This window comes from Helicobacter sp. MIT 01-3238 (genome assembly GCF_003364135.1).
Classification (GTDB): Bacteria; Campylobacterota; Campylobacteria; order Campylobacterales; family Helicobacteraceae; genus Helicobacter_B.
On the sequence record NZ_NXLN01000010.1, the window covers coordinates 37,955 to 60,034 of the forward strand.

At 40.2% G+C, this 22,080-nt stretch carries 18 protein-coding genes; 6 read left to right on the forward strand and 12 right to left on the reverse strand.

All coding sequences use genetic code 11. The features are described 5' to 3' along the window. Positions 1-3 precede the first annotated feature (3 nt). Positions 4-612, reverse strand: coding sequence for a bacteriohemerythrin (locus CQA40_RS04825; protein WP_115519790.1), 609 nt, complete (start codon positions 610-612; stop codon positions 4-6). A 352-nt stretch (positions 613-964) separates the two neighbouring features. Here CQA40_RS04825 and CQA40_RS04830 point away from each other — a divergent pair, with 352 nt between their 5' ends. Beyond that, positions 965-1,894 (forward strand): hypothetical protein, encoded by a 930-nt coding sequence (locus tag CQA40_RS04830; RefSeq protein WP_115519791.1) that lies wholly within the window; start codon positions 965-967, stop codon positions 1,892-1,894. 239 nt (positions 1,895-2,133) lie between these two features. Here the strand turns inward: CQA40_RS04830 and CQA40_RS04835 are convergent, their stop codons facing one another. The 7 genes from CQA40_RS04835 to mltG all read right to left on the reverse strand — a co-directional run bounded on the left by CQA40_RS04835 (position 2,134) and on the right by mltG (position 8,627). Beyond that, positions 2,134-3,291: an RNA pseudouridine synthase gene (locus CQA40_RS04835; RefSeq protein WP_181882837.1), complete on the reverse strand. Its 1,158-nt coding sequence runs from the start codon at positions 3,289-3,291 to the stop codon at positions 2,134-2,136. 12 nt (positions 3,292-3,303) lie between these two features. Beyond that, positions 3,304-4,185 (reverse strand): hypothetical protein, encoded by an 882-nt coding sequence (locus CQA40_RS04840; protein WP_115519793.1) that lies wholly within the window; start codon positions 4,183-4,185, stop codon positions 3,304-3,306. Between the two features lie 161 nt (positions 4,186-4,346). Continuing rightward, on the reverse strand, positions 4,347-4,916 hold the full coding sequence (locus CQA40_RS04845) for a 2-oxoacid:acceptor oxidoreductase family protein (RefSeq protein WP_115519794.1): 570 nt from the start codon (positions 4,914-4,916) through the stop codon (positions 4,347-4,349). 1 nt (position 4,917) lies between these two features. After that, entirely contained in the window at positions 4,918-5,745 is an 828-nt protein-coding gene (locus CQA40_RS04850; protein WP_115519795.1) for a 2-oxoglutarate ferredoxin oxidoreductase subunit beta, read from the reverse strand. A gap of 1 nt (position 5,746) precedes the next feature. After that, positions 5,747-6,871, reverse strand: a complete 1,125-nt coding sequence (locus tag CQA40_RS04855; RefSeq protein WP_115519796.1) for a 2-oxoglutarate synthase subunit alpha — start codon at positions 6,869-6,871, stop codon at positions 5,747-5,749. A gap of 23 nt (positions 6,872-6,894) precedes the next feature. Beyond that, a complete protein-coding gene (locus CQA40_RS04860; protein ID WP_023927776.1) occupies positions 6,895-7,206 on the reverse strand; it encodes a 4Fe-4S binding protein in 312 nt (103 codons plus the stop codon). Positions 7,207-7,571: 365 nt separating this feature from the next. Further along, positions 7,572-8,627, reverse strand: a complete 1,056-nt coding sequence (mltG, locus tag CQA40_RS04865) for an endolytic transglycosylase MltG (RefSeq protein ID WP_115519797.1) — start codon at positions 8,625-8,627, stop codon at positions 7,572-7,574. On the opposite strand from mltG, the gene CQA40_RS04870 reads away from it, so the two are divergent. Together CQA40_RS04870 and CQA40_RS04875 are read left to right on the forward strand one after the other, a co-directional pair. After that, positions 8,566-12,516, forward strand: coding sequence for an AsmA-like C-terminal domain-containing protein (locus CQA40_RS04870; RefSeq protein ID WP_115519798.1), 3,951 nt, complete (start codon positions 8,566-8,568; stop codon positions 12,514-12,516). The two genes, mltG and CQA40_RS04870, sit on opposite strands and share 62 nt — an antisense overlap. Continuing rightward, positions 12,517-14,544 (forward strand): ATP-dependent helicase, encoded by a 2,028-nt coding sequence (locus CQA40_RS04875; RefSeq protein WP_115519799.1) that lies wholly within the window; start codon positions 12,517-12,519, stop codon positions 14,542-14,544. It begins immediately after the preceding gene. Between the two features lie 196 nt (positions 14,545-14,740). On the opposite strand, the gene CQA40_RS04880 is transcribed toward CQA40_RS04875, so the two are convergent. The 4 genes from CQA40_RS04880 to metE are packed head-to-tail and all read right to left on the reverse strand — an operon-like array spanning position 14,741 to position 19,899. Beyond that, a complete protein-coding gene (locus tag CQA40_RS04880; protein WP_115519800.1) occupies positions 14,741-15,913 on the reverse strand; it encodes a methylenetetrahydrofolate reductase in 1,173 nt (390 codons plus the stop codon). A 12-nt stretch (positions 15,914-15,925) separates the two neighbouring features. Continuing rightward, positions 15,926-16,546, reverse strand: a complete 621-nt coding sequence (locus tag CQA40_RS04885; RefSeq protein WP_115519801.1) for a HaeII family restriction endonuclease — start codon at positions 16,544-16,546, stop codon at positions 15,926-15,928. After that, positions 16,546-17,526: a DNA (cytosine-5-)-methyltransferase gene (gene dcm, locus CQA40_RS04890; protein WP_115519802.1), complete on the reverse strand. Its 981-nt coding sequence runs from the start codon at positions 17,524-17,526 to the stop codon at positions 16,546-16,548. The genes CQA40_RS04885 and dcm overlap by 1 nt, the downstream gene beginning before the upstream one ends. A 36-nt stretch (positions 17,527-17,562) precedes the next feature. Next, the gene (gene metE / locus CQA40_RS04895; RefSeq protein WP_115519803.1) at positions 17,563-19,899 is read right to left on the reverse strand and encodes a 5-methyltetrahydropteroyltriglutamate--homocysteine S-methyltransferase; all 2,337 of its coding nucleotides are present in this window, start codon (positions 19,897-19,899) and stop codon (positions 17,563-17,565) included. A gap of 363 nt (positions 19,900-20,262) precedes the next feature. On the opposite strand from metE, the gene CQA40_RS04905 reads away from it, so the two are divergent. The 3 genes from CQA40_RS04905 to CQA40_RS04915 all read left to right on the forward strand — a co-directional run bounded on the left by CQA40_RS04905 (position 20,263) and on the right by CQA40_RS04915 (position 21,842). Beyond that, the gene (locus CQA40_RS04905; protein ID WP_115519805.1) at positions 20,263-20,547 is read left to right on the forward strand and encodes a hypothetical protein; all 285 of its coding nucleotides are present in this window, start codon (positions 20,263-20,265) and stop codon (positions 20,545-20,547) included. Positions 20,548-20,575: 28 nt separating this feature from the next. Beyond that, a complete protein-coding gene (locus CQA40_RS04910) occupies positions 20,576-20,917 on the forward strand; it encodes a hypothetical protein (protein WP_115519806.1) in 342 nt (113 codons plus the stop codon). A gap of 190 nt (positions 20,918-21,107) precedes the next feature. Further along, positions 21,108-21,842, forward strand: a complete 735-nt coding sequence (locus tag CQA40_RS04915; RefSeq protein WP_115519807.1) for an ion transporter — start codon at positions 21,108-21,110, stop codon at positions 21,840-21,842. Positions 21,843-22,080: the final 238 nt, after the last annotated feature.

Sequence of the window (22,080 nt, forward strand, 5' to 3'; positions counted from 1 at the left end):
GCCTTAGCCCTCTAGGACTTCATCTCGCACAAATTTTATGATTGATTTGCATTTTTTGCAGTGAAATACCGAACCGCTTTGAGCTTTTTTGTGCACGCTATCTAGCACACGGAAAGACTCCCTACAATCGCAACTATAAAAATGCGCCACTTCCTCTTGCTCTAGCAGTTTTTCATCTAAGAAAATAGGGCGATTCTCTTGGGTAATGCCTTGCTGGGATTTTTTGTGCTGCTTATGCCACCGCTCGATTTTCATATCCTCTTTCATAATATGCTCTATTAGCCAATCGTGCGTGATTATGGCTAGCTTTTTCTTGAAATCATATTGGATATTTTGGATTAGATGAGACATCTTAAAAACAATATCTTTGTGGATTTCGCGGTGCTCTTCTAAGTGTGGATAATTGATACTTGCCATATATTCTTCCTCATCGTGGAAGTGAAATTTCATATAATTAAACAATTCCACAAGCATAGCCTTTATCTCACTAGAATCCACCTGCTTATGTAGCAGTTCAGCCGCCTTTTTTGCGATGACAAAAAGCCGCTTATGCTGCTCATCTATATGCTCGTTTTTTACGCTATATTTGTCGTCCCACTGCGGAATCAGCATAGTGCATCTCCTAATCAAGCACAAACAAACGCTTATCTTAAAAGCGTTTTTGTGCGCAATCGTTGTGTAATGTTTGGCTACTAAAGCTAAGATTATACCACAACTAGCCTTTTGGGCAATCTTTATGGCTTGATTTTGGAGTATTTTAGGGATTTAGGCAAAAAATTGCAATTTAGAGTTGTTGTGAAAATCCGTAAAAATAGATTTTTGATTTGAATTTTTGAGATTTTAAAAATCTTTCAAAAAAAACATATAAAAATTTTACACATTTTAGCTAAAATCCAAATCGTTTATTTTGCTCAAGTATTTGCTAAAAGCAAAATAAAAACTACCCCACGATTAAGGAAAACAGATGAGAAAATCAAAAATTCTTAAATCTACTTGTGTGCTAGCTTGTGTGCTAAGTGCCACTTTTGCTAGCGCAAACCCTGCAAGCACTTCTACACAGACTTCGCCACAGCTACCACAACAAAGTTTGCAAGCCAAAAAAACTTACCTAGAGCAAGAGCTAAAAGAGCTAGAATCTAGGGAAAGAGACCAGCTAGAAATAGAAACTCTAGAAGCAAAGATACAATTTCTAAAAGAAAAGCAATCACTCCAACCCCAAACCCCCATAAAAGCCCCAGCTACTCAATCTCAAGAGCCTATAAGCCAACAGCCTGTGAGCTATGCGCTCCAAGATGAATACGATGATGACGATGAATATGATGACGATGATGAGCAAGCCCAAAGAGATGCCGAAGTCAAGCGTGCGTTTGGAAAAAATCGCAATGGTATTTTTCTGCGCTTTATGGCAGGAAGTATGCGCCCAAAAACAGCTTTTAATAGAGAGCAAGAGATTGGATTTGGATTTGGTGTGGGGTATCAGAGATTTTTTAGCTTTTTGGGATTTGGCAAGCCTAGCAAAAGCCCTCTAGGATTTAGAGTGTATGTGGATTCTTTTGCCCCATTTAGCAATGGTCGCACCCAAACAATGTCAAGCGCAAATATTGATGGCTTGCTAGAATTTAACTTCCCCAATAGTTACTCATATTTTGGTGTGTTTGGTGGCGTGGGATATGCTAGATTTGATGTGTGGGATTCTACTTCTCAAATGCTAAGTTTCCGCTCCAACTATCACAGAAATACTATCGCGTATAACTTCGGTGCAGCACTCACGCTTGGTGCGAAGCATAGGTTAGAGTTTTACTACAAAGTATTGCCAAAAAGAAACACTACAAGGCTTGATTTTGCTTGGAAAGAGCGCAATATCATAGCTTTTGTTTATCAATATACTTTCTAGTAGTTTTTGCTAAAAACTTTCGCCAATATTTTTTCTAAAAAGTATCTAGCATAGAATTTTTTACTTCTCTAAGATTTTGTTGCATTTGTGGCAAAATCTTAAGGGAAAATGACTTTTTACATTCTCACTAGATTTCCCCTCCCCGTGATTTCCTTTCTTTTAGTTTTTTTTAAGCAAAATCTACGCTTTTTTATTTTTGTGTTGTTTGTCTTGTCTGTTATTTTGTCTATATTTTTTATCTATCTTGCTTGCCACCACGAGGGGACTTTCGTAGATAGCACATAGCGCACCCCCTCATAGCAAAAATCCACACCAAAAGAATGCAGTGCCAAAACCTTATCTGCAAAATCTCCAAAATTTTCATTAGAATTTTCACTCAAATCATCATTTGTGTGGAAAATCTTTTTAGAATCTACTCGCACTTTAGATTTTGCATTTGATTTCTCATTTGGCATTGTTGTGGATTTTGTATCTATGTTTGCGTGGGTTGTAGATTCTGCCCTAATAACGCGAAGTTCATCTAAATATCTCTCACTTACTTCATCACTTACCCCATAGAGAAAGTCATTTTCTATCGCGTGTCCTATATGTGCTAGATGCAGTCGGATTTGATGAGTGCGCCCCGTGAGTGGAAAAGCCTTGATAAAAGTATGCTTCCCATCAAAATATATGGGCACAACGCGTGTAATCGCACTTTTAGAGGATTTTTCTTTTGTGGTGGATTGCAGTGTATTTGATTCTAGCGCGGAAGATTCTAGTGTAGAGGATTCTAGCGTGCTAGGTTCTGTCGCATTAGATTCTAGCGCAGCATAGTCTATTTTGGAGCGGATAGAGAGGTTTTGGCTTTTTTGAGTGCGAGTAGGCGTGATGATAGGTGCATTTATTAGGCATTCATTTTTGATTTCTCCGCGCACTTTTGCCAGATAGCATTTATGAATTTTACGATTCATTAGTGCGGTTTTTAGGGCTATTTGAGCTTTTTTGTGCTTTGCTATTAGTATCGCTCCACTTGTTTCAAAGTCAAGCCTGTGAATGCTTTGTGCCTCATATCCACAAAAAAACCGAATCGAATCAAGCAAGCTTTTATGCAAAAAGTTACCCTTTGGGTGTGTCAGTAGCTTTGGTGGCTTGTCAAATAACGCAAAATCTTGTGTGCAAAAAATAGGCTTAACCAACTCACTTGCTTCATAATAATGTGGCGAAAAATGCGTAAGCCACACGATTCCTTGCAGTATGTCGCTTTTTTGTGCGATTTGCCTAGCGTCTATGCCGATACGCAATCTAGCCTTATCGATTGTCTTTTGGGCTAGCGAAGGTGTAAATCCAAGAGTCTGGGTTAGAAATTTCGTCGCTTTTGTGGGAGAATCTACAAAGTATTGCGAGCGAATAAATGGCAAGAGAATCTCTACTTAGTTTTGTCGATTTAGCCGTGTTTTTGGTTGGTTTTGTGGCATTTGTGATTTTTGTAGGCTAGATTGTTTTTTCTTTGGATTATCTAGGCTATTTTCCTCGCTTGCTTTTTGAGTATTTTCTTTTGTGCTATCACTTTTGCTATTATTTTTTGGATTTTCTTTATTTTTTTGATTTGCTTCTTTTTTTGCTTCTTCTTCAAGCATTCTTTCTGACTCTTCTTTTAGTTTGGTGGCGTATTCGGTGCGAAGTTCATCTAGGATTTCATCTGCTACGGATTCTAGCACTTCATCAGTTACCCTAGCATAAATCCTATCTAGGACATGCCTTCGCACCACTTCTCTATAATACGCCACAAGTTTTGGCAAAACATCAGAAACTATCTCATCAACATAGTCATCATCATACCGTTTGTCGATTTTCATACGAATCTTTGCGTGCCCTTTTCTCTCCAAATCATCAATATATTCCTTGCCTAGTTTTTTTGTAAGGCTAGCTAGTTTGTTTTTGTCAATCTTTTGCATAGCCTTTCTAGTTATCTCCTCCTCTAGTTCAGTGAAGTTTCTGCTACTGTCAACGGCTACGATAATGTCATAAAGCCTATCCTCTATCTCATCAAACACCTCTTCTGATATTTCTTGTTGTATAGTAGATAGTTGGATTTGGCTAGATTCTGCTTGAGTATTTGCTTCATTTGAGCTACCCTCATCTCTCTCATCTTTGCTTTCTTTTGAAGCGATGACTATGTTGTCTTTATAAACAAGATGATGATGATAGGACAAAGAGCCAACCAAAAGCACTACCACTAGCACAAGCAATAACGCAATAATGCTAAATGCTTGCTTGGGTGTAGTGCCTCTATACCTAAATGATTGCCTCATTGGTGTCCTTTAAGCAAAGTCTTTATCAAGAAGTGGTGGAAGTAATAAAAGTTTTATAAAAGTGTTGTAAAAGTTTACCCTAAGATTTTAGCAATCTTAGGGTAAAAATGTTGATTTTTTGAGTATTTTGGGCTTTTTAAGTTGTTTTTGTAGATTTTTGGCTAGCCTTTAGTCGCACCTTTGCTTAATGCCTCTTGTGCATATTTTTCGCCTAGCTCGTAAGCCTTTTTGTTTAGCTCCACGACTTTGGCAGGCACTTTAGAAATCATCGTTTCATACACCAAATCCCTATCCACACACTTGGTAAATGCCACCGTTACAGCAAGTGCCACAACTGATTGGGTTACGACATTGCCGACTTCATCTTTTGCAATAGAGATGATTGGGATTTGATAGATTTGGAATTTTTGCAAATCTTCCTTGCTAGGCGTAACAAGATTTGGCTCAACTACGATGATGCCACCCTCTTTTACGCCACTTTTGAATTGCTCATAGCTAACTTGCGCGGTAGATAGCATAAAGTCAATATGCCCCTCATTTGCATAAGGATACAAAATTTCATTAGAATCAAGCAAAATATCTACTTTAGTGGGTCCGCCACGCACTTGAGAAGTATAAGTAGAAGCTTGGATTCCATAGCCACCAGCGCGGATTTTGGACTCGGCTAAAATCTCTCCCGCGAGCAAGACGCCCTGCCCTCCCACGCCTGTAAATCGTAGTTGTGCTTCCATTTTATGCTCCTTTTGTGGCTTGTGCTTTGGCGATGACTTCCTCATAGGCATTGCAATACTCCTGCCTTGAAGTATCGTGTTTTAGGATACCTGTTGGGAATTTGCCTATTTTTTCCTCATCGCTCATTTCATCATATTTGCGCTTGGTAACTATGCGAGATTCTATCCACTTTAGCACTTGGACAGCCTCGCCCATTTTGTTTTTGCGCCCTAAGTTTATATGGCAGTTGCTATGAATGTCAAAAAAGCTGAAGCCCTCGTGCTTGAAGCCCTCAAGCAGGACTTTCTCGATTTTCTTTGGGTCTAGCACAGATTCTCGTGCGATAAAAGACGCCCCCGCAGCATCGACTAGCTTGCAGGGGTCAAAGCTATTTTCGATATTTCCATATTGCGCAGTAACCGTCCACATTCCCTTAGGTGTGGTAGGCGAAGTTTGAGAGTTTGTAAGTCCATAGATGAAGTTATTGACTAGCACATAGTTTAAGTCGATATTGCGCCTGCAAGCGTGAATAGTGTGATTTCCACCGATAGCAAGCGCATCTCCATCGCCACTTACGACTATGACGTGCTTTTTGGGATTTGCTAGCTTTATACCTGTGGCATAAGCTAGGGCGCGTCCGTGAGTAGTATGCACAGTATTGCAATTCACATACGAGCTCATTCGCCCGCTACACCCGATACCGCTCACCAAGCACACATCATCCATTTTCCACCCTAGTGTATCAATAGTGCGAATGATAGATTTTAGGATTACTCCATCGCCACAGCCCCAGCACCACAAAGTGGGCATTTTATCCACTCGTAAATATTCATCATAATTAAACGCCATTTTACATCTCCTTGATTTTTTCTATGATTTGAGTAGGCGATATGCTTCTACCATTTGCCTGCCCCATAAACTCAATTTTGCGCTCCAAAATCCGCTCAACTTCCTCTAAATATTGCCCTTTGTTTAGCTCAATTACTAAGATTTTGCTAAATTGCTCTCCTAGCTTTTTTAGTCTCTTTTGCGGACTAGGCCAAATCGTAATAGGGCGGAATAATCCCACTTTCTTGCCCATTTTCTTTAGCTCTATCATCGCTTCTTTGACAGATAATGCCGTAGAGCCATAAGCGATGATAGCAATCTCTGCGCCCTCCAAATCCAACTCCTCATTTTTGCAAATATGCTCCTCTCTAGAATCTATCTTTGCAAATAGCCTATCAATCAATGCTTGCCCTTGCGCTGCGTCCTCTGTGGGGAATCCTAGCGGTCCGTGTGCTAGTCCTGTGATATGGTAGCGATAGCCTTTAAAAAATGGATTTAATATCGCACTTTCATTTGCACCAACCTCATAAGGACGATACTCCTTTGGGTCGCCACTAAATTCTCGTCTATTGACAATCGTTTTTGCCACATCAGCTACTTCAGGGATATATGCCTTGCCATACATATGCCCTATCGTTTCATCAAGTAGCAAAAACACAGGTGTCATTAGCTCTTCTGCTAGATTAAACGCTCTAATAGTTTCTGTGTATGATTCTTCTAAGTTGCCCGGTGCGAGTGCTACGGCTTTGAAATCCCCGTGTGTAGGGTGCTTCAAAAAGCTTATATCGCCCTGTGCTACGCGTGTAGGCATACCTGTGGAGGGTCCTGCACGCATTACATTTGCTATCACTAGAGGAATCTCTGCCATAAATCCAAGCCCGATTTGCTCAACCTTTAGTGATATGCCCGGTCCAGAGCTTCCTGTCATTGATTTTACGCCACTCATCGCCGCACCCAAAGACACGCAAATCCCGCCAATCTCATCTTCCATTTGGATAAATCTACCACCATTTTTAGGCAAAAGCACGCTTAGTTCGTGCATAATGTCCGAAGACGGCGTGATAGGATACCCACCATAAAATCTACAACCCGCATCAATGGCAGCTTTTGCTACCAACTCATTGCCACCTGAAATTACTTCTCGCATTATTTCTTCCTTAAATCGTTATTTTAGAGTGCCATATATTTATTCTCACGCACTTTTTGCGCTCTTTCTTGCGCTTCTTGCGTGAGTTTAGCAAATTTAAAATCTTTTCTTTCTGCGACATATATCGCAAAATCTGGGCAATGCAATTCACACTCACAGCACCCTATGCAACTCTCTGGGTGTGCCACTTGTATGACTTTGCCAAGCACTTTGTGTGTGTCTTGCCTCATAGAGAGGACACCTGCTGGACAGCGTGATACACATATATCACATGCTTTGCACCTGCTTTCATTTACCCAGACAGGCGTATTATCTGGGGCGACCATATTAGACATTTTTTCTCCTTTAGCCATTGCTTTTATCTAGGAATTATAAGCTAGATTCTCTAAACAAATGCTTGTTTTGGTGTTGCAAAATATGAAGTTTAATAAGAATACACTAGAGGAAAATCCGCAAACATTTCGCTTTAAGAAATGCTTAAAAATCGCTCACTCTTTTGCATCTACCAAACTACCCTTTTACAATCGGTGCAAATTTTTATATAAATCAACTTAAAATAACCTTATTTAGTAAAAAATTTTTTTACTATTTTGCAAAATTTCTCATTTTTGTAGCATTTTTGCATAAAAACACTCTAAATTTTCTAAAAGCAAACAAAATTTAAGCAAGCAAAATTTATAAAAACAACAAATGCCAAAATCTACTTCTTAAAATTCTCTTTGTGCTCTTTGTAAGTCTTGCTAAAGCTATGTTTTCCCTGCTTATTTCGCACAAAATAAAGATAATCCACCTTTGCAGGATTTAGCACGGCTTTTATCGCTTCTATACTTGCGCTTCCAACAGGTGTAGGCGGGATACCTTTGTTTAGATAAGTGTTAAATGGCGATTTGTCTTTGCGGATTCGTTCAGGCGTTACGCGTGAGTGAGAAAACTCCCCATAATTTAGCGAGCCGTCCATTTGCAAAGGCATTCCTAGCTTCAAGCGATTGTAAATCACAGCAGAAACTAGAGGCATTTCATCAATGCTAGCAGCTTCTTTTTGGATAATAGAAGCCATCGCCACATACTTAAACCACTCTTTTTCATCATATTTCCCAAGCATTTTTTTTGCTAGATTTTTATGCTTATTTAGTGAGAAAGACACGAGGTTTTTTATGATTTCCTCTTCATTGATTCCATTTGGAATCTTATAAGTATCAGGCAAAATCACACCCTCTTGATATGGCGAATACTGCTTAAAAGCCTTTTTTAGTCGCTCCTCATTGAGAGAAAATTTTTGAGAAATATCTTTCAAGAAAAAATACATTGTTTCCCCGGGAATAAGTGTGATTTGAGATTGTGCAGCCTTTGCAGAAGTAAGCAAGTATAAAAAATCACCCTTAGAAATAGTGTGAAAGATTTTTGCACTCTCAAAAGTGCTTTGGCTAGCTTGTGCTAGATTTTGTGTGATATTTGCGATAGATTTATCTCTAGACTCTAGTCCGCACTCTGTGCTTACTCCTTTTATGCCCGCACTCATATCAATAATCCCATATTGAGGCTTGCCCCAAAAGCGCAATATGTTTTTGTCAAATTGATTAACTTCAAATCCATTGTTGCTTAAACTTGTTATAATTGCAGCGATACTTCCTTGAGGCACGGTTACCATCTGGGTAGTGCAAATAGGCAATGCCAAATACCAAAAGAATACTAAAATGACGATAAAAAAACCATCCAAAAAACTACTTAGCGTTTGTATTATCCTCTTTGTTGTCATTGCTACCCTTTTTTGTGGATTTGCGCTTTTGTATTCGGGAGTGCGCATAGAGCAGATGCGCATAGCCAAAGTTTCTATTAGTGGATTATACCTACGATTGCACAATAAATTTATCCTAGAAATCCAAGAAATCGACTTATCCCAAGCAATGAGCGAGCCAAAGCCCAAAAAAGATTTTGATTCTACTAAAATCACTGATTATGTGAAATATGCGATTTGGGGGATTGCTTATTTTGAGCATTTAGATATTAACCGTATCGTGCTAAGCGACAAATACACCGCTTCTGTATCTTATGATGGTGCGATGTATTCGCTATCTTTTCCCAAGCTACAAGCTGTATTTGATGTCAGCACCAAAGACAACAATATGCTACTTGACATAAAATACCTCACAATGAGTGAGCCAGATTTTAGTGTCGGTGGTCGTATCATTTACGCACCAAAAAGTAAAAAAGTGGGATTTGGGCTTGTGGTGCTGCCTATGGATATAGAGGATTTACGCTTACAAAGCACACAAAGCGCGCAATCTTCAAACTCCACAAAATCAACACAATCAAAAATAGTCCAAACTAGCGCAGTCCCAGCTCAAGCGCGACAAACACTTGATGAAACAAAGCTATTTTTGCAAGGAAGCAGTGATTTTAAAACCCTAAAACTAAAAGCAAAAACTACCAAAATCAAAAACCTAGATTTCCTCCGTGATTTACTCCAAGAAAGCGCGATTTTCCCAAGCCTAAATCAATGGCTTTTTGCTAGCTTAGATTTTGATTGTATTGAATTGCTAGATTCTAGCTTTGATATTTCTCTCTCTCCCAAAAACTTCACAAAAACTCTCCTGCAAAACACCACCGCGCAAGCCCAAGTCCAAAAAGTCGCCTACTATTTGCCAGCCTCTTTGCAAGTGTCCCAAAACCCAAGCAAAAAACAAGCACGATTTCCCACGCCATTTACTACAAAAAAACTCTACCTCACAATGAAAGACGGTAACCTAACCCTTGCCCCAGAATCCCTAAGCTATGATTCTCTCTCACTGCAAGGCACAAGCCTTACCTTTTCTTTTGAAAAATCCCCTACCCTACATATCGCGCTTGCCTCGCCAAAAGTATTGCTTAGCCAAAATGTGCACAATCTTTTCAAATACTTCAGCATAAGCCTCCCCATAGATTCCCTAAAAGGCGATATAAAAGCTCAAGTTGGCATTACCATAGATTTAGCCAAAAAATCACAAAATCAAACCAAAGAATCTAATTCGCAAGATTCACTAGAATCTAGCGATTTGGCTTTGCAAGCTACAAATCCTGCAAATTCTACAAACCCTACAAATTCTGCAGATTTTGCAAATTCTGTTGATTTTGTTGATTCTGTGAATGATTTGGACATACCAAGCACTACTCCAACTCATTCTACTTCGCCTGTGGCAGTGCAAGGAAGCATAATCGCAAATGACGCTACGATAAAGTCCTCAAATATCGATGTGCTTACCAAATCCGCCCTTGTCCAAATCAACATAAACCCAAGCACAGGGGATAATTCCCTAAGCATAGAGACAAAAAACACAAGCTATGAAAATCTATTTGATATTGACACCAAAACCACGATAAACCTAAGCGAAAAAAGACTAAAAACAAGCCTTTTTGTGCATTCTTTGCGTATCAGCACAAACCCACAAATAAACGAGCGGATTTTAAGTCCAGAAAATATCAAAAAACGAGAAAACTTCATAAAAGAGCTACACAAAAAATCAACCCAAGTGCTTAAGCCCATATACTACGCAAACAACGCTTTCACAAGCACAAAAAGTGATATAGCAAATGTCCTACTTGCAAGGCTAGATTCTACAAAAGATAGTAGCGAATCTAGCGAATTTGTAATGCCAAAGCCACTAGAAACACCTTTTGAGCCAAAGTTTGACACACCAAGCACAAACGCGCCAAATACGACTAAAACACCCCAAAGCACCGCTCCTATGACTCCTAAGACAACGCCACCTAGCATAAATCTCCCCACCCCACCCAAAAAAGAAAAAAACTCGCAAAAAAAACCAAACTCCATCATAGAAAAAACAGGGGATATGCTTTTGCCAAAAACCTCCACCCCTACCAAAAAGCAAGCCCCAAATGAAGCCGAGCAAATCGCCAAGCTACACCCAAATGACAATGATGATGGCGAAGATACTGATAATGCCGATGAATCCAATGCCAACAAACCTAATGAGATTATGCAAGCCCCAAAAATCCCTAGCCAAGTCGCCCCGCAAAAATCCTCTCAAAAGCAACCAAAACAAGAATCCAAAAAAGCACTCCCGCAAGAATCAACCCAAAAAGATTTAGCCCAAAAACCAAAAAAAGAGCAATCAAACAAGCCTAAATCCACGCAAGAAACCCCAAAGTCCCCCCAAAAATCAAGTGGCAAAATCATAACCAAAGGCGTGGAGCTAGACTTTGGCAAGCCTATGAGTGAAGCCACTATGCGTGCCAAAATCATCGAGCTTATCAAAGCGCAAAACGAAGATGTATTTACTTATGATGTTTTCCGCGCAGACAAATCAAGCCTCCCTCAAATCGATATAGATATGGACTTCTCAAGCGATGAAGTATCCATAAGTGTGCCAAGCCTGCAAACTTACGCCAAAATGCTAAATAGCCAAATCGTTATTGCTGTGCGTGATTTTAAGCTATTTACCCCTCATTCGCCACTGATGAAATATCTAGGACTAAACGCGGGCTCGGCTATTATCCATCTAAAGTCAGCAAATGAGCTAGCATTTGAAGTGCAAATCAAAGATTTCCCCACATTTTTGCTAAAAAAGGACAAATCCCCATTCAAAGATTTTATCTTTCAAGGGCAGTATAAAGACAAAAAATTACGCGTAAAAAGTGCACCTCAAGGCTTAATTTCCTTTGAATCTTATGACAACACAATGCTTGCAAAATTTAACAACATTGATATTGACATTGACGCGCTTTTATCAAGCAAGATTCCCGCCATAGAGGAGGCTTTTAGCATTTCAGATGAAAAAAGCATAGTTTTTACTAGAGAGCAGATTTTGGCTGAAAATGAGTTTTTGCGACAAAAGCGAAGATATGAGCGACAAAACAACCTAAAGCCCCATATCATCGCTATCGAAGCGCAAAATATCGTAGGCTTCTACAAAGAAATCACTCTACCATTTGATGATTTTAACGCAAAGATTCGAGATGATAGAATCACAGCAGATGGCACTTATGGCAATGGCATTGCAAATATTGATATTATCCACGGCAATACGCTTTTTAAGGCGGGAAATTTTGGTGCAGAATTTATAAACCGCATAATCGGGCGCAAAATCGTAGAGGGCGGGCTGTTTGAAGCAGGTGGAATCTATAAAAACGACATTTTTAATGGCGAAATCTCTATGCAAAACACGAGTTTTAAAGGATTTGCTATCGTGCAAAATATCATAGGACTGATTGATACGATTCCATCTCTTGTGATGTTTCGCTCGCCCGGACTTAGTGGCAAAGGCTATGAAGTCAAAAACGGAAAAATAATGCTTGGACTAAATACACAATACATAGCACTAGAATCAATCGATTTAATCGGCAAAACAATGGATGTCAAAGGTAGCGGAATCATTGAAGTAGAATCTAGCGAAGTGGATATTGGGCTATCTATATCTACGCTAAAAAGCCTAACTTCAGTGCTAAACAAAATCCCAATCGTAGGCTACCTAATACTTGGCAAAGACGGCAAAATCACCACCCAAGTGAGTATTGATGGCACACTAGAAAATCCAAAATCTCAAGTAAGCCTTGCTGAAGATATTTTGAGCGCACCGCTAAATATCATCAAACGCGCATTTACTCCTGTGGATATGCTAATCGATGAAGTAGTAAAAAGTATCGACTAAATGCCTCTCTCTCAACTAAATGAGCAGCAATACGCCGCTGCTACCGCACCACTAGGACACAATCTCATCATCGCTTCTGCTGGCACGGGCAAAACTTCAACGATTGTGGGTCGCATAGCACATTTGCTAGAATCTGGCATAAAGCCAAATGAGATTTTACTACTAACATTTACCAACAAAGCCTCCCAAGAAATGATAGAGCGCGTAAGCAAAAGATTTGGCAATCTTGCCAAAAAAATAGAATCAGGGACTTTCCACGCCGTGAGCTATCGATACTTGCGCGAAAAATACTCCATAAGTCTAAAGCAACCAAAAGAATTAAAAGTGCTTTTCAAATCAATCGCACAAAGTCGCATCTATGTCGAGCAAACCTCAAACCCTCCATATTCTGCACAATATTTGTTTGATATTTACTCACTATTTCTAAATGCAAGTGGTGGGCTAGATTTTGCCAAATGGCTAGAGGGCTACACTTCTAGCGACCATAGCGCGTATATCCCTATATATGAGGGAATTTTCGATGAATACACAGAGCTAAAAAAAGCACACAACTATATGGACTACAATGACTTGCTACTTCACTATGCCAAAGAAATGGCACAAATCTCCTGCCCTTATGCTGAAATCCTATGTGATGAATACCAAGACACAAATCCCCTGCAAAATCAAGTCATAAATTCTATCGCTCCACAAAGTCTTTTTTGCGTAGGAGACTATGACCAGAGCATATACGCCTTTAATGGCGCGGACATTAGTATCATCTCAAACTTTACCAAAAACTACACAAACTCAAAAGTATGGACACTAAGCAAAAACTACCGCTCCACGCGATATATACTAGATTTGGCAAACACAGTCATACAAAAAAACGAGCGCGTCTATCCAAAGCAGCTTGAAGTCATCAAACAAAATGAACCAATCCCACCCAAGCTCCTTGCTTATGATGAGCTACTAGCCCAATATCACGGAATCGCCAAAAAAATCCTAAGCGCGAACTATCCACTAGAAGACATAGCCATAATCTATCGCAACAACTCAAGTGCCGATGGCTGTGAAGCCTGCCTAAGAGAGCTAAATATCCCATCAAAGCGCAAAGGCGGTGTGAGCTTTTTTGACGCAAAAGAAGTCGCGCTACTACTTGATATGTGCTCCCTTTTGCATAATGGCAAAGATATGATGTCTTATATCAATGTCCTAAGCTACGGACAAGGCATAGGCAATGCTATCGGCAAAGAAATCTATGAAGCACTTCACACACTAGGTGGAAATAGTGCAAAAGCAGGGCTACTAAGCCCAAATAGAGAAATCCGCCCCTACGCCCAAAAAGCAAAAAACTCACAGCTCGGGCTATTTGATGACTTTTTTGCTTTGCAAGATTCTAAGCGATTTGATAGCGTGATAAAAAACAATGGCTTTGCATCTCACCCCATACTTTCTCACCCCAAGCTACACGCACAAGGAGCGGAGTTTTTGGATATGTTTTATGAGCTAGTATCTAGCCTAAATCCTGCAATCCACCCAAGCAAACTCATCTCACAAATCGCAAAATCTAAGCTATACACCCATATCGCAAAATCACTATGCCTACAAAGAGCAAAAAACAAAGACGGCATAGTCGATGAAAACCTAGCAAACGAGGCTATGGAGCGCATAGAGCGCAAGGCAATCTTGCTAAGTGATATTGCCAAAAACTACGATAACTTGGGGAGATTTTTAAACGCGATGATTCTAGGCAGTAGCGAAAACACGCAAGGAAGTGGTGTAAATCTACTCACTATCCACGCTGCAAAAGGACTAGAATTTGGAATGGTATTTGTCATAGACTTAATGGATGGGCGATTCCCCAATCGCAAGCTAATCAGCAAGGGAGGAAGTCTAGAAGAGGAGCGGAGGCTGTTTTATGTCGCTATAACCCGCGCAAAAGAGATGCTCTATCTATCTTATGCCAAAAAAGACGCGATGAAATCCATAGACTACGCCCCATCACTTTTCCTATATGAAGCAGGTATGATAGAAAAAGGCAAATAAAAAAAGTAGAATATAAATTTTTTAGGCAGGAAGCAAAATAAACAAAATCTAGCAAGTCAAAAAAAACTATCATTTTTTTTGACAAACTTTTTAGTATTTTTTTCTTGCAAAAAAACTTTTTTAGAAAGATTTTTTTTGTATTTTTATCACTATTTTTTTTTGCAAATTCTCTACACAAAAAATCTGCGGGCAAAAATTACAAAAACTCCCTCAAAAGTTCAATGTGATTGCTACTCATAAAGTGGATTTTGGGTGCAGAGTTACACAAATTATGCAAGTCCTCCCACACTCTGCGCGATAGCTCTAACCCCACTTCGCGCTCATAGTCTTTGCCTTTTGCGCTCGCGCCCTCTAGCTTCTCTAACCACTCTTGCGGGATATACACCCCGGGCAGTTTGTCGCGCAAAAATACCGCCACGCGAAAGCTAAGCACAGGGAAAAACCCAAAGATAATTTGCGTGTCTTTGTTTGTTTGGCAGTTTGCTTCGCGCTCTTGGCTTACGCCCTCTTGTGCAGAGCCTCGCGCTACTTCGCGCTTTGCACTCTCTAGTGCCTCTAGCAAAAACTCCGCTGATTGTCGCGCAAAGATTGGCTGGGTAAAAAACGCGCAAATTGGCGCGTTTGCGAGCTTGCGCTTGATTTTGGTGGCAAGCGAAGTGGGATTATTGGAGTAGGAATTTATCACAGCAAAGTTATAGATTTTGCTAACAGGACTTGCAAGAGGCTTGCCATTTAGCGCAATTCCAGAATTTAAATCCCTAATAATCCGCGCGAGTTTCAAAGAATTTTCCTCAAACACACCCTTAGACTCGGCACAATCGCCTAGCTTTATAGGGTCGCCCGTGAGGGAGAGAAACGCCCGCAGTCCAAGCTCATTTGCCCCCAAAATCTCGCCACACAATGCCATAGAATTCCTATCGCGCATAGAAAGCGTGCATATAAGTGGCTTATCTAGGGCATTTTGGAGCTTGATAGAGCTAAGAATCGAGCTAGGTTTGAAGCGCGCTAAAGGCGAATCCGTGCAGACAAAGGCATCGATTGTATCGCTAAGTGTTTTTACTTGCGTGGCATTGGGCAGTGTGGCTTTTTTTTGCAACGCGTTTTTGGAAATCTCGGCTTTGTCTAGCGCGTTTTTTTGTGGTGTGCTTCTTTGTGGTGCGTTTGTAGATATTGCTTGAGAATCTCCGTTTTTTTGCAACACATTTCTAGAATCAAGACTTTCTCCAAGCGCGGATTTGATTTTAGCGCAAAACGCGCTTGTATCCCCACCAAGCGGAGGCGTGAGCTCAAAGCTCAAAAACGCTCTATCCGCACGGATTTTATCCACCAAAGAATCAACACCAAAATCCCTATCACAAAATTTACTCATCGCCACCCCTGCTTAAAATGTAAATATCTCATCTTTAGATAATGCCTCATAATGCCTATCAGTAAGTATTTTTGGCAAATCTTTTGTCGGAGGAAACTCCTCCATAATCTCTACTTGCAAGTTTTTTAGCACTTCATCGCCTAGCTTATTTGCATATTTTCCGCGCAGTGCCTTTTCATACCACTTTGTCAAATCAGATTCTGTGATAATGCTAACAATCTTGCTCGCATAGCCAATTTGTGCTAGTAGCGATGAGATTATATCTTTTTCGGCTTCTTTGCAAACGATGATAATTTTATCACTTCGCACACCTTGCGTGATATTTTGCGCCATTTGCACTTCAAGGCTTAAATGCTTTATTTGCACCGCTACCCCAAAGTTTGCATACATATCAAGCCCTCTATCTGCCGCATTTGTAACGCCTAAGCGGTAAAAATGCGCGTTTTGCGTGCTTTTTAGCGTTGTTTCATCTATCCCTATCACAGATTTTGCAAAGTCGCTAAACTCCTTTAGCAATGGCGCTTTTTGTGGATTCATATTAACCGTGATTAAATGAATGCGTGATTTTTTTATGACAGCATCAAGTGCGGTTTTTGCTTCTTTTAAGTCATTTTGTTGCGTAGTGCGTGCCATTACACAGCCTTGATATGCGCACTTTGCGTGTTTTTACTGCGTTGCTTTTTGCTAAAATTATTTAGTGCCTTTAGCATTTCTTTTGCCACAGCTTCTATCACAGGCACAGCCACACTATTGCCGATTTGCTTTTTAAACGCGCTATAAGGCACGACAATCTTATAAGATTCTGGAAATCCTTGCAATCGCAGCATTTCGCGCTCACTTAATCTACGCTCATTATTTACAAGCAAGTAGTTCGCGCTCGCCCCCGCACGCAGTGCACAAGAAAAATGATGAGGCGTTATGCTACCGCCGACATTCTCGTGCGTGATATATGGCTTTGCAATCTCTTTTTTCATTCGTGCGATTCGAGAGGATTTTATCGTTTCATTCACAAAATACTTTTTATCTACGCTAGATTCTAGAATTTCGCTTAGATTTTTTGCTTCGCTTTGGTTCCCACGCGCACCAAGCGGAAAGGCAAAATCCACATTCTCTCTAAACCCACAAATAATAATCCTCTCGCGCTTTTGTGGCAAGCCAAAATCAAGCGCGTTTAGCACTTGATAATGCGTGTAATATCCTAGATTTTTTAAATGCTCCAAAATGATTGCAAAAGTCCTGCCTTTATCGTGGCTTATGAGATTTCTCACATTCTCTAGCATAAAGGCTTTGGGCATTTCCTCGCGCAAAATCCGCTCGATTTCAAAAAATAGTGTGCCTTGCGTCTCGTGCCTAAATCCCTGCTTATCGCCGATAATGCTAAAGGGCTGACAAGGAAACCCCGCACACAAAATATCAAAATGTGGAATCTCGCTTGAATCTATGCGGGTAATATCGCCATAAGGAATCTCGCCAAAATTTGCAAAATAGCTTTGCTGGGCGGATTTATCCCATTCGCTTGAAAACACACATTTCCCGCCTGCGCACTCAAAGCCCAATCGAATCCCACCTAGCCCCGCAAATAAATCAATAAAGCTAAAAGATTGTAGTGCCATACACTTGCCCTAAACTGCCCTAAAACACACGCGCCTTTAGCCTTTCCTCACCACTTTCACCGCCTCTACCATATTTTTTAGGCTCGGTTTTACTTCCTCCCATTTGCGCGTTTTTAGTCCGCAGTCTGGGTTTATCCATAGTTGCTCTTTTGGTAGCACTTCTAGCAGGGCTTTGATTTGGGCGACTATTTCTTCTACGCTAGGGATTCGCGGGGAGTGAATGTCATACACGCCCGGTCCCACTTCGTTTGCATAGCCCACGCTTTTAAAGACTTTGAGTAGCTCATTGCCACTTCGCGCAGTCTCTATGCTTATCACATCGGCATCGAGGGCTTCTATGGTTTTGATAATGTCGTTAAACTCGCTATAACACATATGCGTGTGAATCTGCGTAGCGTCCTTTGCTACCGCCGTAGAGATTTTAAACGACTCGAGTGCCCACCGCTCATATTCTTTGATATTTTCAGCCCGAAGCGGATAGCCCTCTTTGAACGCCGCCTCATCGACTTGGATTATCTTTACCCCTGCATTTTGCAAGTCGTTGATTTCATCAGCGATTCCTAGCGCGATTTGCTTACACACCGCCTCACGGCTTAAATCATCGCGCACAAAGCTCCAATTTAGGATTGTAACGGGTCCTGTTAGCATTCCTTTCATTATTTTGCTTGTAAGGCTTTGGGCGTAGGTTATCCACTCCACAGTCATCGCCTTTGGTCGCGCCACATCGCCATAGATGATAGGTGGCTTGACACAACGCGAACCATAGCTTTGCACCCACGCGTTTTTAGAGAATACAAAGCCCTCCATTTGCTCGCCAAAATACTCCACCATATCGTTGCGCTCTGGTTCGCCGTGCACAAGCACATCTAGCCCCACTTCCTCTTGGAATCGCACGCAATCGATGATATACTCCTTTATGCCTTTTTCATACTCGCTTGGGCTGATTTCGCCTTTTTTGTATCCTAGCCTTAGGGCACGAAGTTCGGGCGTTTGAGGGAATGAGCCAATAGTCGTGGTGGCTAAATCAGGGTAGCCTAGCACTTCACGCTGAATTGCTATGCGCTTTTTAAATTCTGAATCGCGCTCTTTTTTTGCGATTTTTTCCACGCGCTCACGGATTTTGGGATTATTTGTCTTAGTAGATTTTGCGCGGGATAGATTTGCCTCTTTGTTTTGCTCCCACGCGCTTTTTGTCTCGCTAGTTACACCATTTCTAAAGACTTCATTAAGCAGCACGATTTCGCTTAGTTTCTCACGCGCGAAGCTAAGCCACGATAAAATCTCACTTGGGATTTTGCCACTCTCTTCGCCCTCCTTGCTAAAAGGCGTGTGAAGTAGTGAGCAAGAGCTAGACACTACGATTCGCTCTTTTGGCACGATTTTGGCGATTTGCTCCAAAGTAGAAAGTTTTGATTCAAGGTTTGCTACCCAAATATTGCGCCCATCGATTACCCCTGCAAAAAGCACTTTGTCGCTTTTGGCGATTGCTTCAAGCGAGTCGAAATTCTTTGCCCCTGTGAGGAAGTCTAGCCCGATTCCATAGATTTTGGTATCAAGCAAAATCTCGGTTAGCTCCTTGCTGTGCTCAAAAAATGTGCTTACAATCGCGGTAATGCCTTTCTCTGTGATAGAATCATAAATGCACTTTATCGCACTTCCGCCCTTGCTACACTCTAGCCCGAAAATCCCCGCATCAAACCCGCGCACAAAAATAGGCTCGCTAAACTCGATGATGACTTCATTTCCACCGCTTTTTAGCGTGGCTAGCTCATCGATTAAGTCCAAATACGCGGATTTGACTTTCTTAAACACTTCGGCAGGCTCGCCCTTTTGGATTTTGCTAAGCGCGAAAAATGTGAAAAGCCCTATGAGGTTGATTTTTGGCTTGTATCCAAGTGCTAGGGCTTCCTTATACTGCGCGATTATGCCGCTCGCATCGGCGCGGTAGCTATCATCTATGCTTAATTCTGGCACGACATAGTGATAGTTGGTATTAAACCACTTTGTCATCTCGCACGCCACGCCACTTTTGTGCCCCCTAGCTAGGGCGAAGTAGCCCTCTAAGCCGTCTAGATTCTCAAATCGCTTTGGTTTTGCGCCCAGCGCGTAGGCTAAATCAAGCACATTGTCATAGAAACTAAAGTCATTGACACACACAAAATCTAGCCCTTTTGTGTTGCCATTTATTTGTAAAGCCCCAGCTTGTAATTTCCAATGTTTAGCGCGTAAATCCTTTGCTGTGCTTTGCAATTCGCTCTCACTTGCCTTACCAGCCCAATACGCTTCTAAAACCTTTTTTAACTCTCTATTTTGCCCGATTCGCGGGAATCCCAAAATGTTTGTTCGTGGGAAATTTGTCTGTGGATTGCTCATTGTTGTCCTTTTGGTGGAATCTTAAAATTTTGGATTATAAGCAAAATTATTAAACACAATATGTGTTTATATAAAAAATTATTTGTTTTTATGTAAATTTTACCAAAATCAAAAATATATCCCTAATGCTTTTTGCATTTTTGGCACAAGATTTTAGGCTTTTTATTTTTTAGGTTCTTTATATCTTTTATTAAATTTTTAGTCGCTTAAATGTTTTGTTGCCATTTTTAGATTTTCCTAGCTTTTTGTATTTTTGGTTTTTTGCATTTTTTGTATATTTTCTAGCTTCTACCCCTTGACAAGGCTTTTTTTTTTTTTTGTATAATCGCTCGGTTTTTTGATTTACCTCAAAAAGGAGAGAAAATGGCAGAATTCTATCCATTCAATGAAGCAGGGTGTGAAGTGCTTTATGAAAACCCTCATTTCTCAGTGGCTTTTGGCTGGGATAAACAAAATGAATGCTACTCTGTGGGTATGCGCTGGAGTGGCTTAGCAAACCCATATCCCCTAAGTCCTAGAGGAAACGGGCAACCGCAATGGTTTATACTGCATTGGGATTTGGCAGTGGAGTTTCTAAAATCGCTAAAAGCACAAAATAGTGCCAATCAAAAAGCGATAGATGAAGCAATAGACAAGCTACAAAAATAACAATACCAAATCTACGAGGAGTAAAGAGATGAGTTTTTCAGAAGCATTTCGTAGGGGTGTTTTATGGGCTATTGGTATTGCATTTGTAGTTGGGCTTTTAACCTTTGTGATTTCGGATGATGAAAAGGTATGGAATGCGCTTGTGGCATTTTTTTTGGGCTTTTTTATCGTTGTTTTAATTTTCTTGTTTTCGATTTTGTCTACCAAATGTCCAAAATGCAAAAAATACCTTTGCTTTGAAGAGTATAAAACCGAGGTTTTATCTCGTGATGTTATATCAAAAAAAGTTAAAGATAACGAGTTGGGTGGCACCAAACTAGAGTATTATGCAGTTGGCAAAAAAAGCATTACTACAGGTGCAACAGCATAATTTGTAGGCACGAATCGACTTCTATAAGCAACTACAAAGAAAAAATTGATGTCTAGGGAAGCTAACTTGCATAAGCTAGAAATGTATAAGATTCTCTATGATGAGATACAAGAGAGAATCTTGCAAAAAGAGTTTGAGTTTTAGCTAAATCATCAGCAAATAGCGACACTAAGGATAGAAGCACAAACAAATGTCAAATGTATTGCATAAATTAAGAAAAAATCTTAGAAAATTTTTTGACACAAAAATATATGCCTTTGGGATTAGTCTCATCATCGTTATAAATGCTATCACGCTTGGGCTAGAGACTTCTGCGTATTTTAGGATAAATGCAGGGCTTATCCTAAATGTCATTGATGAAATTTGTCTAGGTATTTTTGCGCTTGAATTGTTTTTGAGAATCTTTGCTTTTGGGTTTGGATTTTTTATAGACAAAAATCAAAAAGGGTGGAATCTTTTTGATTTTATCATCATAGCACTTAGTATTTTTGGGATAAGTGAAATGAGTGTTTTGCGCTCACTAAGGATTTTTCGGGTTTTGCGACTTGTATCTGTGCTTCCACAAATGCGACTAATCACAGAAGCAATGCTTCACACCCTGCCAAGTCTAGTAAGTATTTTGACTTTGATTTTGGTGTTTTTTTATATGTATGGTGTGCTATGTGTAAATCTTTTTGGTGGGGCATTTCCGCAATTTTTTGGGACTTTAGGGATTAGCTTTTATACGCTTTTTCAGATAATGACACTAGATAGCTGGAGCTCAAACATAGCTTTACCCATAATCAAAGTATATCCTTACGCTTGGATAGTGTTTATAAGCTTTATTTTAATCATAAGCTATGTGGTGCTAAATCTCATCGTGGGTATAGTCGTAGAAGCTATCGCAGAAATCAAAGAACGCACAAAAAAGCAAAATCCTAGATAAAAGCAATATAAAAGCAAAAACAAAAGCGTAGTGGGGCAAAATCTTATAAAAATCATATTTTTACCCACACTCTAAATGATGATTTATCACAAAAAGTGCCAAAATCTAACCAAAATCCCAAAATACACAACAAAAACGCACAAACACTTCCCAAAACTTCAAAAACTTCTGCCTAGCTAAGAGATTTTATAAGATTTTTTTGGCACAATTACATAGAAATTTTACTTGAAGCGACATT

Bases quoted from the DNA above. Each gene is read 5' to 3' on its own strand.
- CQA40_RS04825 (WP_115519790.1), bottom strand. From the start codon at position 612: ATGCTGATTCCGCAGTGGGACGACAAATATAGCGTAAAAAACGAGCAT.
- CQA40_RS04830 (WP_115519791.1), top strand. From the start codon at position 965: ATGAGAAAATCAAAAATTCTTAAATCTACTTGTGTGCTAGCTTGTGTG.
- CQA40_RS04840 (WP_115519793.1), bottom strand. From the start codon at position 4,185: ATGAGGCAATCATTTAGGTATAGAGGCACTACACCCAAGCAAGCATTT.
- CQA40_RS04845 (WP_115519794.1), bottom strand. From the start codon at position 4,916: ATGGAAGCACAACTACGATTTACAGGCGTGGGAGGGCAGGGCGTCTTG.
- CQA40_RS04850 (WP_115519795.1), bottom strand. From the start codon at position 5,745: ATGGCGTTTAATTATGATGAATATTTACGAGTGGATAAAATGCCCACT.
- CQA40_RS04855 (WP_115519796.1), bottom strand. From the start codon at position 6,871: ATGCGAGAAGTAATTTCAGGTGGCAATGAGTTGGTAGCAAAAGCTGCC.
- CQA40_RS04860 (WP_023927776.1), bottom strand. From the start codon at position 7,206: ATGTCTAATATGGTCGCCCCAGATAATACGCCTGTCTGGGTAAATGAA.
- CQA40_RS04870 (WP_115519798.1), top strand. From the start codon at position 8,566: ATGACGATAAAAAAACCATCCAAAAAACTACTTAGCGTTTGTATTATC.
- mltG (WP_115519797.1), bottom strand. From the start codon at position 8,627: ATGACAACAAAGAGGATAATACAAACGCTAAGTAGTTTTTTGGATGGT.
- CQA40_RS04875 (WP_115519799.1), top strand. From the start codon at position 12,517: ATGCCTCTCTCTCAACTAAATGAGCAGCAATACGCCGCTGCTACCGCA.
- CQA40_RS04880 (WP_115519800.1), bottom strand. From the start codon at position 15,913: ATGAGTAAATTTTGTGATAGGGATTTTGGTGTTGATTCTTTGGTGGAT.
- CQA40_RS04885 (WP_115519801.1), bottom strand. From the start codon at position 16,546: ATGGCACGCACTACGCAACAAAATGACTTAAAAGAAGCAAAAACCGCA.
- dcm (WP_115519802.1), bottom strand. From the start codon at position 17,526: ATGGCACTACAATCTTTTAGCTTTATTGATTTATTTGCGGGGCTAGGT.
- metE (WP_115519803.1), bottom strand. From the start codon at position 19,899: ATGAGCAATCCACAGACAAATTTCCCACGAACAAACATTTTGGGATTC.
- CQA40_RS04905 (WP_115519805.1), top strand. From the start codon at position 20,263: ATGGCAGAATTCTATCCATTCAATGAAGCAGGGTGTGAAGTGCTTTAT.
- CQA40_RS04910 (WP_115519806.1), top strand. From the start codon at position 20,576: ATGAGTTTTTCAGAAGCATTTCGTAGGGGTGTTTTATGGGCTATTGGT.
- CQA40_RS04915 (WP_115519807.1), top strand. From the start codon at position 21,108: ATGTCAAATGTATTGCATAAATTAAGAAAAAATCTTAGAAAATTTTTT.